The sequence below is a fragment of the Tritonibacter sp. AK171 genome (genome assembly GCF_030127025.1).
GTDB classification, from domain to species: Bacteria; Pseudomonadota; Alphaproteobacteria; order Rhodobacterales; family Rhodobacteraceae; genus Epibacterium; species Epibacterium mobile.
The window spans coordinates 162501-179441 of record NZ_CP126134.1 but is presented as its reverse complement, the minus strand read 5'-3'; the positions used below and the strand labels follow the sequence as shown (position 1 = coordinate 179441).

General features: G+C 57.2%; 14 protein-coding genes, 1 tRNA gene and 2 rRNA genes (1 of these 17 cut by a window edge). 11 read left to right on the top strand and 6 right to left on the bottom strand.

Annotated elements, in window-relative coordinates:
• Positions 1 to 92: 92 nt before the first annotated feature.
• Entirely contained in the window at positions 93 to 2441 is a 2349-nt protein-coding gene (parC, locus tag QNI81_RS00825; protein WP_283967062.1) for a DNA topoisomerase IV subunit A, read from the bottom strand.
• Positions 2442 to 2746: 305 nt separating this feature from the next.
• Here parC and QNI81_RS00820 point away from each other — a divergent pair, with 305 nt between their 5' ends.
• From QNI81_RS00820 to QNI81_RS00805, 4 genes are all read left to right on the top strand, one after another.
• Positions 2747 to 3400 carry an SH3 domain-containing protein gene (locus tag QNI81_RS00820; RefSeq protein WP_065326371.1) on the top strand — a complete coding sequence of 218 codons (654 nt, stop codon included), beginning with the start codon at positions 2747 to 2749 and terminating at the stop codon, positions 3398 to 3400.
• A 30-nt stretch (positions 3401 to 3430) separates the two neighbouring features.
• On the top strand, positions 3431 to 4261 hold the full coding sequence (locus QNI81_RS00815; protein ID WP_283967061.1) for an SDR family NAD(P)-dependent oxidoreductase: 831 nt from the start codon (positions 3431 to 3433) through the stop codon (positions 4259 to 4261).
• Positions 4262 to 4332: 71 nt separating this feature from the next.
• Positions 4333 to 4536, top strand: coding sequence for a twin transmembrane helix small protein (locus QNI81_RS00810; protein WP_005616935.1), 204 nt, complete (start codon positions 4333 to 4335; stop codon positions 4534 to 4536).
• A 1-nt stretch (position 4537) separates the two neighbouring features.
• A complete protein-coding gene (locus QNI81_RS00805) occupies positions 4538 to 5110 on the top strand; it encodes a cob(I)yrinic acid a,c-diamide adenosyltransferase (protein ID WP_216012656.1) in 573 nt (190 codons plus the stop codon).
• Between the two features lie 140 nt (positions 5111 to 5250).
• Here QNI81_RS00805 and QNI81_RS00800 read toward each other — a convergent pair whose 3' ends face one another.
• On the bottom strand, positions 5251 to 6060 hold the full coding sequence (locus tag QNI81_RS00800; protein WP_283967060.1) for a CatB-related O-acetyltransferase: 810 nt from the start codon (positions 6058 to 6060) through the stop codon (positions 5251 to 5253).
• 294 nt (positions 6061 to 6354) lie between these two features.
• On the opposite strand from QNI81_RS00800, the gene QNI81_RS00795 reads away from it, so the two are divergent.
• Together QNI81_RS00795 and QNI81_RS00790 are read left to right on the top strand one after the other, a co-directional pair.
• Complete coding sequence (locus QNI81_RS00795) at positions 6355 to 7113, top strand: electron transfer flavoprotein subunit beta/FixA family protein (protein ID WP_005616943.1); 759 nt, start codon at positions 6355 to 6357, stop codon at positions 7111 to 7113.
• Complete coding sequence (locus tag QNI81_RS00790; protein ID WP_283967059.1) at positions 7113 to 8042, top strand: electron transfer flavoprotein subunit alpha/FixB family protein; 930 nt, start codon at positions 7113 to 7115, stop codon at positions 8040 to 8042. The genes QNI81_RS00795 and QNI81_RS00790 overlap by 1 nt, the downstream gene beginning before the upstream one ends.
• 79 nt (positions 8043 to 8121) lie before the next feature.
• Here QNI81_RS00790 and QNI81_RS00785 read toward each other — a convergent pair whose 3' ends face one another.
• Positions 8122 to 8946 (bottom strand): DUF6473 family protein, encoded by an 825-nt coding sequence (locus QNI81_RS00785; RefSeq protein WP_283967058.1) that lies wholly within the window; start codon positions 8944 to 8946, stop codon positions 8122 to 8124.
• Between the two features lie 168 nt (positions 8947 to 9114).
• On the opposite strand from QNI81_RS00785, the gene QNI81_RS00780 reads away from it, so the two are divergent.
• The 5 genes from QNI81_RS00780 to QNI81_RS00760 all read left to right on the top strand — a co-directional run bounded on the left by QNI81_RS00780 (position 9115) and on the right by QNI81_RS00760 (position 13707).
• Entirely contained in the window at positions 9115 to 9990 is an 876-nt protein-coding gene (locus QNI81_RS00780; RefSeq protein ID WP_283967057.1) for a 3-hydroxybutyryl-CoA dehydrogenase, read from the top strand.
• Positions 9991 to 10115: 125 nt separating this feature from the next.
• Positions 10116 to 10988 carry a LysR family transcriptional regulator gene (locus tag QNI81_RS00775; protein ID WP_283967056.1) on the top strand — a complete coding sequence of 291 codons (873 nt, stop codon included), beginning with the start codon at positions 10116 to 10118 and terminating at the stop codon, positions 10986 to 10988.
• 184 nt (positions 10989 to 11172) lie between these two features.
• Entirely contained in the window at positions 11173 to 12150 is a 978-nt protein-coding gene (locus QNI81_RS00770) for a DUF1852 domain-containing protein (RefSeq protein WP_283967055.1), read from the top strand.
• 25 nt (positions 12151 to 12175) lie between these two features.
• A complete protein-coding gene (locus tag QNI81_RS00765) occupies positions 12176 to 13216 on the top strand; it encodes a methionine synthase (protein ID WP_283967054.1) in 1041 nt (346 codons plus the stop codon).
• Positions 13213 to 13707, top strand: coding sequence for a flavin reductase family protein (locus QNI81_RS00760; protein ID WP_283967053.1), 495 nt, complete (start codon positions 13213 to 13215; stop codon positions 13705 to 13707). The genes QNI81_RS00765 and QNI81_RS00760 overlap by 4 nt, the downstream gene beginning before the upstream one ends.
• Before the next feature lie 150 nt (positions 13708 to 13857).
• Here QNI81_RS00760 and QNI81_RS00755 read toward each other — a convergent pair.
• The 3 genes from QNI81_RS00755 to QNI81_RS00745 form a co-directional block, all read right to left on the bottom strand.
• Positions 13858 to 13934, bottom strand: a tRNA-Met gene (locus tag QNI81_RS00755).
• Between the two features lie 51 nt (positions 13935 to 13985).
• Positions 13986 to 14100: ribosomal RNA gene (rrf, locus tag QNI81_RS00750) — 5S ribosomal RNA — on the bottom strand.
• Positions 14101 to 14317: 217 nt separating this feature from the next.
• Positions 14318 to 16941 (bottom strand): 23S ribosomal RNA (locus QNI81_RS00745) (it continues 205 nt past the right edge of the window).

The following is a 16941-nucleotide window of genomic DNA, read 5'->3' as shown; positions in this document are numbered from 1 at the left end:
TAGACCGGGATTTCCCTCCCGGTAAACCCGCACAAAAGCGAACCCCCGCGCGGTTGCGCAGGGGCCACATGTTTTCCGGCAATATATTGCCGTTATTTGAATTTGTAATCCTTGGGGAACCCATAGGGGGGGCGCTTGCCAACCCCTGCCCGCTTGCCGAGCCACTGGCTGAGATCGGTTTCATGGCGGGTTTTGCCGCCGCCCATTTCCCACTGCAGCCCTTCATCCCAGTTGAAGGTGGTGACATCCGCAAGGCCGCCATCCAGTTCCAGCGAGCCCTGACGCCCTCGGGCCATGTTGTATTTCTGCAGGCGCACGCCCTTGCCGCGGGTGAGTTCAGGCATTTCCTCAATAGAGAATACAAGGAACTTGCCGTTCTCGGAAACCACCGCAACGTGATCGCCAGAGACAGGAATACAGATCTTGGCGCGCTCGTCGTCCTTGACGTTCAACACCTGCTTGCCGCCCCGTGTCTGCGCCACGATCTCTTTTTCTGCACAGACAAAGCCATTGCCTGCATCCGATGCCACCAGCAGACGCCCTTCCGGGTTGTGGATGAAGAGATCAACGATTTCGACCTCATTGGGCAGGTCCACCATCAGGCGCAGAGGTTCGCCCATACCACGACCGCCGGGCAGATTGGCCGCTGACAGGGTATAGAACCGCCCGTTGGAACCAAAGACCAAGAGCCGGTCGGTGGTTTCCGCATGGAAAATAAAGCGCGGGCCGTCGCCGTCCTTGAACTTCAACTCACGGTTCAGGTCGATATGGCCGGTCATCGCGCGAATCCAGCCCATCTGCGAGCACACCACGGTGATCGGTTCGCGGTCGATCATCGCCTCAAGCGGCACGTCTTCGACCTCGCCCGCCTCGGCAAACTGGGTGCGACGACTGCCGCCCTCATAGTCTTTGCCGAACTGTTTTTTGGTCTCACGCAACTGTTCGGTGATCTTCTTCCATTGCAGATCTTCACTCTCCAGAAGCTCGGCCAAGCCCGCGCGTTCTTCGCGCAAGGCATCCCGCTCGCGGGTGAGTTCGATCTCTTCGAGCTTGCGCAAGCTGCGCAGGCGCATGTTGAGGATCGCTTCGGCCTGCACCTCGGAGAGTTCACCTTCGCCTGCGGCAGGCGTGATATACTCGGCCTCGGTGAAGGCACGGGGATGTTCGCGATCCCAGTTTTCACGCATCAATGCCGCTTTGGGATCATCGTCATAGCGGATGATGTCGATCACCCGGTCGAGGTTCAAAAACGCGATGATGAAACCGTCGAGCACCTCAAGCCGGTGGTCGATCTTGGCCATCCGGTGGCGCGAGCGGCGCTGAAGCACATCACGGCGGTGATCAAGGAAGGCGCGCAGCACCTCCTTCATCGAGCAGACTTTGGGCGTCACACCGTCGATCAGCACGTTCATATTGAGCGAGAACCGCACCTCCAGATCGGAGTTACGATACATCAACCCCATCAGGACCTCGGGATCGACGTTCTTGGATTTCGGCTCCAGAATGATGCGGATGTCTTCGGCGCTCTCATCGCGCACGTCTGCAAGGATCGGCACCTTCTTGGTCTGGATCAGCTCCGCGATTTTCTCGATGAGCTTGGATTTCTGCACCTGATAGGGGATTTCGGTGACAACAACCTGCCATTGGCCCCGGCCCAGATCCTCAATTTCGTGTTTGGCGCGCAACCGGAATGATCCACGGCCCGTGCGATAGGCCTGTGCGATGTTTTCCTTCGGTTCCACAATGGTGCCGCCGGTTGGGAAATCCGGCCCCGGCACATATTGCAGCAGCGTGTCATCACCCGCGTTCGGTGCCTTGATCAGGTGGATACAGGCATCGATCAGCTCGGAAATATTATGCGGCGGAATATTGGTCGCCATACCCACGGCAATACCGCTGGATCCATTGGCGAGAATATTCGGGAAGGTCGCAGGCAGAACGCTCGGCTCTTGCAGGCGGCCATCATAGTTGTCGCGAAAATCGACCGCGTCTTCGCCCAGCCCCTCCAGCATCGCCTCAGCGATGAAGGTCATCCGTGCCTCGGTGTAGCGCGAGGCCGCAGGGTTATCGCCGTCGATGTTGCCAAAGTTACCCTGACCATCAACCAGCGGATAGCGCACCGCAAAATCCTGCGCCAGACGCGCCATGGCGTCATAAATCGCCGCATCCCCGTGAGGGTGGAAATCCCCCATGGTGTCGCCAGAAATCTTGGCGGACTTCAGAAACCCGCCCGATGACGACAGACGCAATCGGCTCATGGCGTAAAGGATGCGCCGATGCACAGGCTTCAGGCCGTCACGCGCATCGGGCAAGGCCCGGTGCATAATCGTGCTCAGCGCATACGTTAGGTATCGCTCGCCAATGGCGCGGCGCAGCGGCTCGCGCAGCTCGCCATTTGCAGGCATCTCGGGGGTCGTGGGATCATCAACGATGTCGGTCATCTCATCCTGATACTGCCCACCTCGTCATGCGGCAAGCGGGCATCGCCCGTTTTCCACAGAAGAGCGACATGGCGTGGCCGCGTTGCCCTGAAATCATTTGAAAATTCGCCCCATCAAGCCACTGCGGGGGAGGAATTTGCCACCTCTCCCCTCGTTTTATGTTAAAATTGTAGAATATGATCGCACCCAATGCGATTCTCGCTGCCAATTTCAGGTTCGGAACATCTATGTGCCTGCCGCGTTGAGCGCGGGAGCGGGGTAAGCTGCTTGTTTTACAGCGATCAATTTTCGGGGGAGTGTACGCGATGTCGCGGTTTTTGGTGGTTTCTTTTGCCGGTTTGGCACTAGCTTTTTACGAACTCAGCGGAGGTGCGGATTTCTCCCCTCCCGAGCGCCCTCAAACTGAGACCCCGAGTGCCCGCGTCGCCGCAGCCAGTGACCGTGGCCGGATCATCAGCCGCCCTGCGGAAACCCAGCTCGCCAGCCCTGTTCTGACTCCATATAGTGCACCGGCTGTGATCAAAACCGCCACTGGCAATCGCGCAGATACCGCATCCGACACCCCGACCGGGTCGGATGCTGCGGTTATCAACATCTCCTTGCGCGAACCGGCCTCGGTGGTTTCCCTGCCGCAGCCGATTTCTCTCAATCTGCCCGTCACGGGTCTGCGGATCGGATCGATAGAGGGGGGTCTTGGCGCGATCACAACCGATGAACCGCAGCCCGTCGCTGCTGTCGCAACCCCCGAGCCGATCGGCGACATGCGCAAGATACGAGCCTCTCGCGCCAATGTGCGCCTTGGGCCCGGCACCCGTTTTCCGGTGCTGATGCAACTGCTTGCCGGGGACAAGGTGCGCGTGCTTAACGACGATCCTTCCGGTTGGTCACTGCTGGAAAACCCAAAGACCGGACAAGTGGGCTGGATTGCGGCTTCCCTGCTGAGCGCGAAACAGTCATAACTCGGCCCCGGACCTACCCGGGGAGCGACGATGACCAAAACCTTGCTGATTACTGGCTGCTCATCCGGCATTGGCCACGCAGCCGCCCATGACATGCGCGCCCGTGGTTGGCGGGTGTTTGCCTCATGCAGGCAGCAGCGCGATTGCGACCGCCTGCGCGCCGAAGGCTTTGAAAGCCCGCGCATTGATTATACCGACGCAGACAGCATTAAAACTGGGCTGGCCGAAGTGCTAAAATCCACCGGCGGCACGCTGGATGCGCTGTTCAACAACGGCGCACACGGGCTGCCCGGTGCGGTCGAGGATCTGCCCACAGATGGCCTGCGCGAGATTTTTGAGACCAATGTGTTTGGCTGGCACGAACTGATCCGACAGGTGGTCCCGGTGATGCGCGCGCAGGGACACGGGCGGATAGTGCAAAACTCATCTGTGCTTGGTCTGGTAACATACCCTTGGCGCGGGGCCTATGCGGCAACAAAATTTGCAATCGAAGGGCTGAGCGACACCCTCCGGCTGGAGCTGTCCGGCACCGGGATCGACGTAATCCTGATTGAGCCGGGCCCCGTTACATCCAAAATCCGGGAAAACTCCATTCCGCATTTTGAAAAGCACATCGACTGGAAAAACTCGCCGATCCGCGATCGATACGAGGGATCACTGTTGAAGCGGCTTTATGAATCCAGCGGGCCAGATGCGTTTGAACTGCCACCTGCGGCAGTGTCCAAGAAACTCGCGCACGCCCTAGAGGCACGCCGCCCACGTCCGCGTTACTATGTCACCACGCCAACCTATATCGCCGGGACGCTGCGCAGGGTACTGTCCACGCGCGCGATTGACCGCATCTTGCTGCGGTATAGATAGACGCACCACAGCGAACCGAATGCAAATCAGAGGCATCCGGCGCCACAGGACAACAAAGGACCACACGGATCATGGGCTCTCCACTTTATATTTTGGGCATCCTCGCAATGGCCGCAGTGGCCATCGTGCTTGCCATCGGCATCGGCGGCTTTGGCGTCGGCGGAGAATTCAACCGCAAGAACGGCAACAAGATGATGCGCCTGCGTATTTTCTTTCAGTTCATCGCCGTGGTCTTGATGGTTGCTTTTGTCTATTTTGCCGGCACAGGAAACTAACATGGTCGTTCTCAGCAAAATCTACACCCGCACCGGCGATAAGGGCGACACCGCGCTTGGCAATGGGGCGCGCGTTGCCAAACACTCTGCCCGTGTGACCGCTTATGGCACTTCGGATGAGTTGAACGCGCAGGTGGGCGTTGCCCGACTGGTCGCTGAGGGTGACATGGACGCCGCTCTGGCACGCATTCAAAATGACCTCTTTGATCTTGGCGCTGATCTGTGTCGGCCCGATATGCATCTGGATGCAGACGCTGAGTATCCGCCGCTGCGTATCGCGCAAAGTCAGGTGGATCGCCTCGAGGCGGAAATCGACGTCATGAACAAAAATCTGACGCCCCTGCGCAGTTTTGTTCTCCCCGGCGGCAGCGCGCTTTCGGCGTATCTGCACGTTTGTCGCACCGTCGCCCGCCGCGCTGAGCGTTTGACAACAGAACTGGCCACAGAAGAAGACGTCAACCCATCGGTGACGATCTACCTCAACCGGCTTTCGGATTGGTTCTTCGTGGCCTCGCGCATCGCCAACGAAAATGGCGAGAAAGATGTGCTCTGGGTGCCCGGCGCTAACCGGTAGTCCTTTTTTGCCTGCGGAGCAGTTCCAGCTTCAAAGAAGAAAACTCTACAGGCCACCGAGGTCTTCAGTCGAGCAACGCCCACACGCAACCTGTTCCTTGGGGATACCGCTCTGAGGATCCGCAAGGTCTGGTTGAGTGCCTACGTTCCAATCGCAAATGTGGGACAATCGGCAAAATGCGTCTCGGCGGTGTTCAAGGCCTCGACTTCATCAAGGAATGACAGAACATTGCCCGATTGAAATGCCTTAAGTGTTTCCAATGACAGGTCCCACCACTGTGATTGCAGCAGTCGCTCCCGCACCCTCTCCGGAAAGCGGAACCGAATGTGACGTGCAGGGCTTCCTGCGACTATCGAATATGGGGCGACATCTTTAGTGACCACGGCATTTGCGCCAATAACGGCTCCTGCCCCAACAACCACACCCGGCATGACAATGGCCCCATCTCCGACCCAGACATCCGCCTGCAGGATGGTGGGCGCATCTCCCCTGGAGGCAGCCGAGAACTCAAGTGCCTCCATCTCATCTGCGCTATAGAATGCTTCGGCAGGCCCCTGTGCCAGCGCAGGATTTGTAGACACTCCCGTCATGTAGTGCGCACCTGCTGCGATCGACACGCGACGACCGATACTGCAGTACCGACCGATAAAGACCCTGTCCCGCACAATGCCCGAATCATTCATATAGCTTTGGGCACCGATGAACACGCTGTGCTGCGAAATAGGGGCCGGGCTTTCCATTCGCGCACTCTGCTCAAAAAGGAATGAGCGTAGAGGTGCGAACTCTCTCGCCAGTCCTGCAGCGCTTATGCTCTTGGCATCCAGCCTGACCGAAGGGGCGAGTGTGCCCGCGACAAATTGTGCTTCCTTGCTGGCCAATGACTGCATTCGTAAATTTCTCGTCGATTTTTTTCGAATGAAGTGAACTACACAACTGTTAACAAACCCCATTCAAAAGTCATAAAGCGCACGCATACATCAGCCGCGACCTGCGTTTCGCCGAAACCCGAATTGGCCCGGGTACTGCCCGACTATCGGCGGGAGGAACTTTTATATGCCCCTCAGCAGGTTTGCGGAAAGAAAATTCCGTAACGAAATTTGGCGTTATTGCTGCAAACGCGACGTCCTCGAGCCACAACGTGACGATTTTACCCTGTTGCCGTCGCCCTCTAGTCGGTATCAACACCTCGAGAGCATTCATGGGACCCGTGGGAGCGGGGCCCGATTGTTAAGGAGAAACGCACTATGAAGGTACTCGTGCCTGTCAAACGCGTGATCGACTATAACGTGAAAGTCCGCGTCAAAGCGGATGGAAGCGGTGTTGATCTCGCCAACGTCAAGATGTCGATGAACCCCTTTGACGAGATTGCCGTCGAAGAGGCCATCCGCCTCAAAGAAGCGGGCAAGGCGGATGAGGTGGTCGCAGTCTCCATCGGCGTCAAGCAGGCTCAGGAAACCCTGCGCACCGCGCTCGCCATGGGTGCCGACCGCGCCATCCTCGTAGTTGCAGCCGACGATGTGCATCAGGATATTGAACCGCTCGCGGTTGCCAAGATCCTCGCCAAAGTTGTCGAAGAAGAGCAGCCGGGCCTCGTGCTGGCAGGCAAGCAGGCGATCGACAACGACATGAACGCCACCGGTCAGATGCTGTCGGCACTGCTGGGCTGGTCTCAGGCAACCTTTGCGTCCGAAGTCGACATCGACGGCGATAACGCGAAGGTCACCCGTGAGGTGGACGGCGGTTTGCAGACCATCTCTGTGAAGATGCCAACAATCGTCACCGTGGATCTGCGCCTCAATGAGCCGCGCTATGCCTCCTTGCCGAACATCATGAAGGCAAAGAAAAAGCCGCTCGACGAGAAAACCGCTGCTGATTACGGCGTCGACGTCACCCCACGCCTGACCGTGGTGGAGACCAAGGAACCCGAGGCCCGCTCTGCAGGCATCATCGTGGGCTCCGTGGACGAGCTGGTTGCGAAACTCAAAGAAGCGGGGGCTGTGTAATGGCTGTTCTTCTCCTTGCCGAAGTCAACGCAGGTGAGCTGGCGTTTGATGCCACTGCAAAGGCTGTTTCCGCCGCGAAATCTCTGGGCGATGTGACCGTATTGGCTGCAGGCGCATCCGCTGCTGCAGCGGGCGAAGTTGCCGCCAAAATCGATGGCGTTGCAAAGGTGCTGGTTGCCGAAGACGAAAGCCTCGGCCACCGTTTGGCAGAACCCACCGCAGCGCTGATCGCATCGCTCGCGGGCGATTACAGCCACATCGTTGCGCCCGCGACCACCGATGCCAAGAACATCCTGCCCCGCGTGGCAGCTCTGCTTGATGTGATGGTGATCTCGGACGTGACGGCCGTGGTTGACGCCGACACATTCGAGCGCCCGATCTACGCAGGTAACGCCATCCAAGTGGTGAAATCAGCGGATGCAAAAAAGGTCATCTCCTTCCGGACGTCCACCTTTGATGCCGCTGGCGAAGGTGGCTCGGCTTCTGTCGATACCATTTCCGCAGCCGATAACCCCGGCCTCAGCTCTTGGGTTGAAGACAAGCTCGCCACCAGCGACCGCCCTGAGCTCACATCCGCTGGTGTGGTTGTCTCCGGTGGTCGCGGTGTCGGCTCTGAAGAAGACTTCAAGATCATCGAAGCCTTGGCCGACAAACTGGGCGCTGCGGTTGGCGCATCCCGTGCCGCGGTCGATTCGGGCTTTGCTCCGAACGACTGGCAGGTGGGTCAGACCGGTAAGGTGGTTGCGCCTGAGCTCTATATCGCTGTCGGCATCTCCGGCGCGATCCAGCACCTTGCAGGTATGAAAGATTCCAAGATCATCGTCGCCATCAACAAAGACGAAGAAGCACCGATCTTTCAGGTTGCCGACTACGGGCTGGTTGCAGACCTGTTCCAAGCCGTACCGGAACTGACCGAAAAGCTCGGCTGATCCAAACAGCTTCGAAGAATGCGAAAGGCCCGCCAATTGCGCGGGCCTTTTTTGCATTTCAGGCGTATTTCCGTGTGGCTCAGGCAGCCGCCAACATATTGAGTAGTCTTGACGCCACGACATCCGCGATCCGGTCATGTTCCTTGGGGCCAAGCATCATCTGCGCAGCAGGCAGGTCCATCGGGCCAAACATCATCCCCGGAATATCCTGCGCCTGCCCGGCTGTCGTCACCTCAAGCTCAATCACGCCAGATACACGCGGACGCAGAACATCAACCATAGACCGCTCCACAAGGCTTGGAGAAGGGCCAAGCGTGTCGACCGTTCCCATATCATACCGGAGCCACAGCAGCACAACCCGCCCACCAAGCGCATCCACGATGCGGCTCATTCGTGTCAGCCAAGTTTCTTGAAGGCCAGCCCTTACCCGCTCAAACCGGTCCTCGGACACGTCCTTAAGCGATGTCAGCAGATGCTTGTTGAAGTTGAAGTCGGTAAAATCGACCTCTGGAAACAAATGCACAAGCGCGTCATAGGCGCGCAAAAAGCGATCATTGCGCCGAGGATGGACCTTATAGAAACTATTGGTGAGGTTCTGCGCCCCCATCACCTGCAGCACGGTCATTTGCCCACCTGCCGCTATGTCCATCAACGACTCATCATGTAAAAACGCATCAACCCCTGCGTTCACACAACCAAGGTTGATACAGGCCAAACCAATTTGCCCTTCAACGCCTTGGGCGAAAGGCCGTTCAACGAAACGCCCAAACACTTCGGTTCCACCAAGGAAACTGATGTAAGGATCACTCAGCGCACGCGCCGGTCCCCTGACACGCAGCCGCGACTCACCGTAGCTGCATAACTCGCTCACAAGCGCGTCTGCGCTTTTGAGTTCATAGCTCATTTCATCCACCACTTTTTCACCCAAGAGCCATATTGCCGCCCGAATCTTTCCAAACTGCTAAACGGCGAATTTGCTGAAAACAGAGGCAATCGGCCTTGTTTCTGCAGGCGCGAAACCTTTAGTATCCGCCCGCAGGCACTAGGCAGGCGCAAGGAAAGGCCATCCATCATGGACGTGAAAAAAGTTGGGGTTATCGGTGCAGGTCAGATGGGCAACGGCATTGCCCACGTCTTGGCGCTTGCAGGATTTAATGTTGTTCTCAATGACATAAGCCAGCAGGCGCTCGACAGCGCGCTGTCACTGATCCAGAAAAACCTCGCCCGTCAGGCCAGCCGTGGCAAGATTGAAGACGCTGAAGTTACCGCCACGATGGACCGGATCTCGACCACGCTCACTCTGGCAGATTTGGGTCAAACCGATCTGGTGATCGAAGCTGCAACCGAGCGTGAAGCCGTAAAGCAGGCAATCTTTGAGGATCTGCTGCCCCATTTGCAACCGCATACGATTCTCACGTCCAACACATCGTCGATCTCAATCACACGTCTGGCGAGTCGCACGGATCGGCCTGAGCGTTTCATGGGGTTCCACTTCATGAACCCGGTACCGGTGATGCAGCTGGTCGAACTCATTCGTGGCATTGCGACTGATGAGGACACGTTTCAGACCTGCCAAGCCGTGGTTGAAAAGCTTGGAAAGACGGCTGCCAGCGCCGAGGACTTCCCTGCTTTCATCGTGAACCGTATTCTCATGCCCATGATCAATGAGGCGGTCTATACGCTCTATGAAGGCGTAGGCAGCGTGCGCTCCATCGATGAATCCATGAAACTTGGTGCAAACCACCCGATGGGTCCACTGGAGCTGGCGGATTTTATCGGCCTCGACACCTGCCTTGCGATTATGAACGTGTTGCACGACGGGTTGGCCGATACGAAGTACCGTCCCTGCCCCTTGCTAACCAAATATGTCGAAGCGGGATGGCTTGGCCGCAAAACCCAACGCGGTTTTTACGACTACCGCGGTGAAAGACCCGTTCCAACGCGCTGACAAATCACTTTGGGAGTTTGTGAGAGGCGCTACGGGCTGCAACTGCTGTTGAGCGCCTTATGGCGTCTTGTCCACAACGCTTGATCTCAGCTCGGAAGCGATTGAATGACACTCAGTCAAGCCTCATGATCGACATCCAGCCGCTGGCCATTTTGCGTGAAATCGAACGGACCGGTAGCTTAACCGACGCCGCGGATCGGCTGAACCTGACTCAATCGGCCGTCAGCCATGCGGTCCGGCGCTTCGAAGAGCGTCACGGCGTGAAGCTCTGGGATCGCGAGGGGCGCAAGCTGCGGCTCACGCCGACAGGGGAATATCTGCTTGGGTTGGCCATGCGGGTCTTGCCGCAACTTGAACACGGCGCTTCGGTGCTGGAGGATTACGCGCGCGGGCGACGTGGGGCGATCCGGGTCGGCATGGAGTGCCACCCATGTCAGGACTGGCTGATGCGGATCGTCGATCCGTTTCTCGCCGACTGGCCAGATGTTGATCTCGACGTGACCTCGGCTTTTCAGTTCGGCGGGCTCGCTGCCCTGCTGGGGCACGAGATTGATCTTCTGGTCACCCCCGATCCGATAGAGCGTCCAGGCCTCGAATACCGGCCTGTTTTTGACTACGAACTGGTGCTGGCGGTAGCCAACGACCACCCGCTGGCCCGGAAAGCGCAAATCATGCCCACCGACATCGCGGCGGAGACGCTCATCACGTACCCAGTTGCGCGCGAGAGGCTCGATATCTACACGCAGTTCCTCGTGCCTGCCCACGCCCTGCCTCGCAGGCACCGCACGGTGGAGACCACTGACTTAATGTTGCGGATGGTCGCCTCGGGTCGTGCGGTCAGTGCCACGCCGGACTGGCTGCTGCGCAACGTCAAAGATGTGACAGGCGTGCGCATCGGCTCCGGCATCCCGAAGTCCATCCATCTTGGCTATCGGGCAGGGACGTTACCGAGCTATCTCGACGGATTCATCCAGCTGGCGGAAACAGTCGAAATCTGACGGCCTGAACCTGATGCAGAGCTGTGAGCTCGCACCCCAACACATGACAACAGGTCATGTTTTCTTTCTGATAAGTCATTTTTATTCATGTCAAATCTGCGGCAGAAGGAGGCATTGCCAGAAACATCGGGCCGTTCGTCCGCGACCACTGGCCTCATGACTTTTGACTGGAGACCGGAGCACCATGACCGAGCCTTTCTCATTCCAAATCAAGAGCCTTCGGTTTGACGAGGGTTACATGCCCGAGAGCGGCACGAGATTGACCACGAATTTCGCAAACCTTGCGCGCGGAGACCATCGCCAACAAAATCTGGCCAACGCGTTGCGCATGATAGACAATCGGTTCAACGACTTGGCCAACTGGGACAATCCGCAGGCGGATCGCTATGCGGTCGAACTGGACATCATTTCAGTTGATTTGAACCTTGGTGGCAGTGGCGACGTGTTCCCCGCGATTGAAGTGCTTCAGACGACGACCTTGGACCGTAGAACCAACACTCGCTCGCAAGGCTTGGTGGGGAACAATTTCTCGTCCTATGTGCGGGATTATGATTTCAGCGTGGTGCTTCCAGAGCACAACAAGGGGCGCGACGGTTTCAGCCTGCCGAGTGATTTTGGCGAATTGCATGGCAAAATCTTCAAAGCGTTTATTGCCTCCGGCGCCTTCAAGGCGCAGTTTCGCAAACCGCCAGTGATCTGCCTGAGCGTGTCTGAATCCAAGAGTTACGAGCGCACAGCGAATGTGCATCCCGTGCTTGGTGTCGAATATGTCCCGAGCGGTGCATCCTTGACCGAGCAGTATTTTGGTAAGATGGGGATGCAAGTTCGCTATTTCATGCCGCCGCGCAGCGTCGCCCCCCTCGCCTTCTACTACTTTGGTGATTTGTTGAACGATTACAATAATCTAGAACTGATCGGAACGATCAGCACCATGGAAGCCTTCCAGAAGATCTACCGCCCTGAAATCTACAACGCCAATTCAGTAGCAGGTCAGACTTACCAGCCCAGCCTGAAGCATCAGGATTTCTCGCCGACCCGCGTGGTCTACGATCGTGAAGAACGCAGCCGCCTCGCAACCGAGCAAGGCAAGTTCGCTGAAGAAGCTTTCATCAAACCACACCGTGCTCGGTTGACCGAATGGTCCACCCAATTCGCCGCCTGATTCAAAAACCAAGAAAGACTTTACCATGACCAAATTGCTCCCCACCTCCACCGCTGGCAGCTTGCCGAAACCCTCTTGGCTGGCGGAACCCGAAAAGCTCTGGTCTCCGTGGAAGATGGACGGTGACGCCTTGGCGCAGGCGAAAAAAGACGCCCTGCGCGTGACCCTCGGCGAACAGCGTGGCGCAGGAATCGACATCGTCAGCGACGGCGAACAGACCCGTCAGCATTTCGTCACCACCTTCATCGAAGGGCTTGAGGGCGTCGATTTCGAAAAGCGCGAGACGGTGCGCATCCGGGATCGCTATGACGCCAGCGTGCCCACAGTGGTCAGCGCTGTATCCCGCCCCCGCTCGGTCTTTGTCGAGGATGCAAAGTTCCTGCGCAGCCTCACCGACGCGCCGATCAAATGGGCGCTGCCCGGGCCGATGACCATGATCGACACGCTCTATGACGCGCACTATCGCAGCCGCGAAAAGCTGGCCTGGGAATTTGCCACGCTTCTGAACGAAGAGGCGAAGGAGCTTGCGGCCGCAGGGGTAGACATCGTCCAATTCGACGAGCCTGCCTTCAACGTCTTCTTTGACGAGGTGAACGACTGGGGCATGGCGACGCTGGAGCGCGCCATGGAGGGGCTGAAATGCCAGAAGGCCGTCCACATCTGCTATGGCTACGGCATCAAGGCGAACACCGACTGGAAGGCGACGCTTGGTTCTGAATGGCGGCAGTATGAGATGATCTTCCCGGCGATCCAGAAATCCAGCGTCGATCTGGTGTCCCTCGAATGTCAGAATAGCCATGTCCCGATGGAGCTGATCGAGCTGATCCGCGGCAAAAAGATCATGGTGGGCGCTATTGATGTGGCAACCAACACGATTGAGACGCCCGAAGAGGTCGCCGCTACTCTGCGCAAAGCGCTGCAATTCGTCGATGCGGACAAGCTTTATCCCTGCACCAACTGCGGAATGACGCCCCTGTCGCGACAGGTTGCACGCGGCAAGCTGGAGGCGCTGAGCGCAGGAGCCGAGATCATCCGGCGCGAGCTCGGGGCCTCTGCGGCGGCATGACCCTGGCACCGGCGGATATCGACCCCGATGCGCTGCGCACCTGTTGCGGCCGTTTCGCCACCGGCGTAACGGTCGTCACCACCCGCACGCCCGAGGGCGATCACGGTATGACGATCAGCGCTTTCATGTCGGTCTCGCTCGACCCGCCGCTGGTGTGCATTTCCGTGGGATGCGGGGCGCGGATGCTGCCCAAACTGCGCGCCTCCGGGCGCTATGCGGTCAACATCCTGGCCGAGGACATGCGCGCCCATGCACTGCATTTCGCCGGGCGCCCCGCTGCGGACTTGCGCGATCTGTTCGAAAACCGGCACGGCCTGCCGGTCTTGCGGGGTGCGACAGCAGTACTGGTGACAGATGTAGTCCAGACAATTGAGGCTGGAGATCACGTACTGCTGATCGGTAAGGTTCGACATCTCGATAGCAGCGCCGAAGCGCGACCGTTGCTACATCACGGTGGACAGTTCTGTGGTGTAGCTGTCAATAAGACCTGAGGCGCTCCAAAACGTAATAGCCGAGCCTGCCTTGGTAACAAAGGTCAGCCAGCTATTGGTAACCGCCCTCAGGTATCACTGCAACGCCCGCATCCGCTCGCTGTGTTGAGGCGCGGTTTGAAGGCACTGATATTATTGGGGAATTAGTATTGGTTGCGGGAGTAGGATTTGAACCTACGACCTTCAGGTTATGAGCCTGACGAGCTACCTGGCTGCTCCATCCCGCGGTGTTTGTTTTGTGTTTTTGTTTAGAGAGGTTTTATTTGGGTTCTTATTAGGTTTGGCGGTGCCCTACTCTCCCACACCTTAAGATGCAGTACCATCGGCGCAACAGCGCTTAACTTCCGGGTTCGGGAAGGGACCGGGTGTTTCGCTTGTGCTTTGGCCACCAAACCGAATAAGAACCCATGATCTTCGATCCTGGGTTCTTATTCGGTCGGCTGTGAGAGACTTGTGAAGCAAGTCTCGTAAGCCGCCGGAAGGCTTGTACGTTTGTACGAGCCACCCAGGGTCTAGATTTATCAACGTGTTGATCGTCCTGTTTTCAGGAGGGTCAACGTGTTGTCCAAGTCAGTTTTGCTTTTTGGTGTTTGGCTGTCTTTTACTGGATCAGATCAAGCCAATCGGGCGATTAGTACCGGTCAACTGAACGCATTGCTGCGCTTACATCTCCGGCCTATTGACGTGGTGGTCTTCCACGGCCCTCAGGGATACCTTGTTTTGAGGGGGGCTTCCCGCTTAGATGCCTTCAGCGGTTATCCTTTCCGATCATAGCTACCCTGCACTACCGTTGGCACGATAACAGGTCCACCAGTGGATCGTTCACCCCGGTCCTCTCGTACTAGGGGCAACTCCTCTCAAGTATCCTACACCCACGGCAGATAGGGACCGAACTGTCTCACGACGTTCTAAACCCAGCTCACGTACCTCTTTAAACGGCGAACAGCCGTACCCTTGGGACCTGCTCCAGCCCCAGGATGAGATGAGCCGACATCGAGGTGCCAAACACTGCCGTCGATATGGACTCTTGGGCAGTATCAGCCTGTTATCCCCGGCGTACCTTTTATCCGTTGAGCGATGGCCCTTCCACTCGGGACCACCGGATCACTATGGCCGACTTTCGTCTCTGCTCGACTTGTCAGTCTCGCAGTCAGGCTGGCTTTTGCCATTGCACTCAACGAGCGATTTCCGACCGCTCTGAGCCAACCTTCGCGCGCCTCCGTTACGCTTTAGGAGGCGACCGCCCCAGTCAAACTACCCGCCACGCAGGGTCCCGGACCCAGATAATGGGCCGCGGTTAGACATCAAGAGTGCGAAGGGTGGTATCTCAAGGAAGGCTCCACCGCGACTAGCGTCACGGTTTCGATGCCTACCACCTATCCTGCACATCACAATCCTGATGCCAGTGCGAAGCTGTAGTAAAGGTGCACGGGGTCTTTCCGTCTAACCGCGGGAAGCCTGCATCTTGACAGGCAATTCAATTTCGCTGAGTCGATGTTGGAGACAGCGGGGAAGTCGTTACGCCATTCGTGCAGGTCGGAACTTACCCGACAAGGAATTTCGCTACCTTAGGACCGTTATAGTTACGGCCGCCGTTTACCTGGGCTTCAATTCGGAGCTCTCACCCCTCCTTTTAACCTTCAGGCACCGGGCAGGCGTCAGACCCTATACGTCGTCTTGCGACTTCGCAGAGCCCTGTGTTTTTAATAAACAGTCGCCACCCCCTGGTTTGTGCCCCCGGATTCCACTTGCGTAGGACCCGGGCCTCCTTCTCGCGAACTTACGGAGGTATTTTGCCGAGTTCCTTCAACATCGTTCTCTCAAGCGCCTTGGTATTCTCTACCAGTCCACCTGTGTCGGTTTAGGGTACGGTCTGATGGAGGGCTATTTCCAGGGACTGCTCAGCAGCCTGCTCAATCCGATAAGAGCAAACTACCTTCGCAATCCGTCACATCCTCCTGGCCCAGGAATATTAACCTGGTTCCCATCGCCTACGCCTTTCGGCCTCGGCTTAGGGGCCGGCTTACCCTGCTCAGATTAGCTTTAAGCAGGAACCCTTGGACTTTCGGCGAGAGTGTCTCTCACACTCTTTGTCGCTACTCATGTCATCATTCTCGCTAGTGATCTCTCCACGGGATCGCTCACGCGCCCGCTTCATCGAAAGAACTGTTCCTCCAATACGCCCGAAGGCGTTAAGGAGGAGCTGTTCTATGTCACACTACGCTCTGCTACCATGCACTATGTGCATCCTCGGCTTCGGCTCATGGCTTGAGCCCCGTTACATCTTCGCCGCAGGACGTCTTATTTAGACCAGTGAGCTGTTACGCTATCTTTAAAGGATGGCTGCTTCTAAGCCAACCTCCTGGTTGTTTTGGACATCCCACCTGCTTTCCCACTTAGCCATGAATTAGGGGCCTTAGCCGGAGGTCAGGGTTGTTTCCCTCTCCACTACGGACGTTAGCATCCGCAGTGTGTCTGCCATCTAGTACTCCCGGGTATTCGGAGTTTGGTTAGGATCAGTAAGCCTGTGGGGCCCCATTACCCATCCAGTGCTCTACCCCCCGGGGTATTCGGATGACGCTCTACCTAAATAGATTTCGCAGAGAACCAGCTATCTCCGAGTTTGATTGGCCTTTCACCCCTAGGCACAACTCATCCCGACCTTTTTCAACAGGTGTGGGTTCGGACCTCCAGTGCGTGTTACCGCACCTTCATCCTGGTCATGCCTAGATCACTCGGTTTCGGGTCTGATCCCACGAACTCATTCGCCCTATTAAGACTCGCTTTCGCTGCGCCTACACCTAACGGCTTAAGCTTGCTCGTAAGACCAAGTCGATGACCCATTATACAAAAGGTACGCTGTCAGCCCTCAAGGGGCCTCCAACTGATTGTAGGCGTTCGGTTTCAGGTACTGTTTCACTCCCCTCGTCGGGGTGCTTTTCACCTTTCCCTCACGGTACTGGTTCGCTATCGGTCAGTAAGGAGTACTTAGCCTTCGGAGGTGGTCCTCCGATCTTCAAACAGGATTTCACGTGTCCCGCCCTACTTAATACGTCCCTCAGAGCTTCCTATACGGGGCTGTCACCCGCTATGGCTGTGCTTCCCAACACATTCTAGTCACTCATCAGGCTCGGCTGGTTCCCGTTCGCTCGCCGCTACTAGGGAAGTCTCTATTGATGTCCTTTCCTCCGGGTACTTAGATGTTTCAGTTCCCCGGGTTTGCTCTTAAAACCC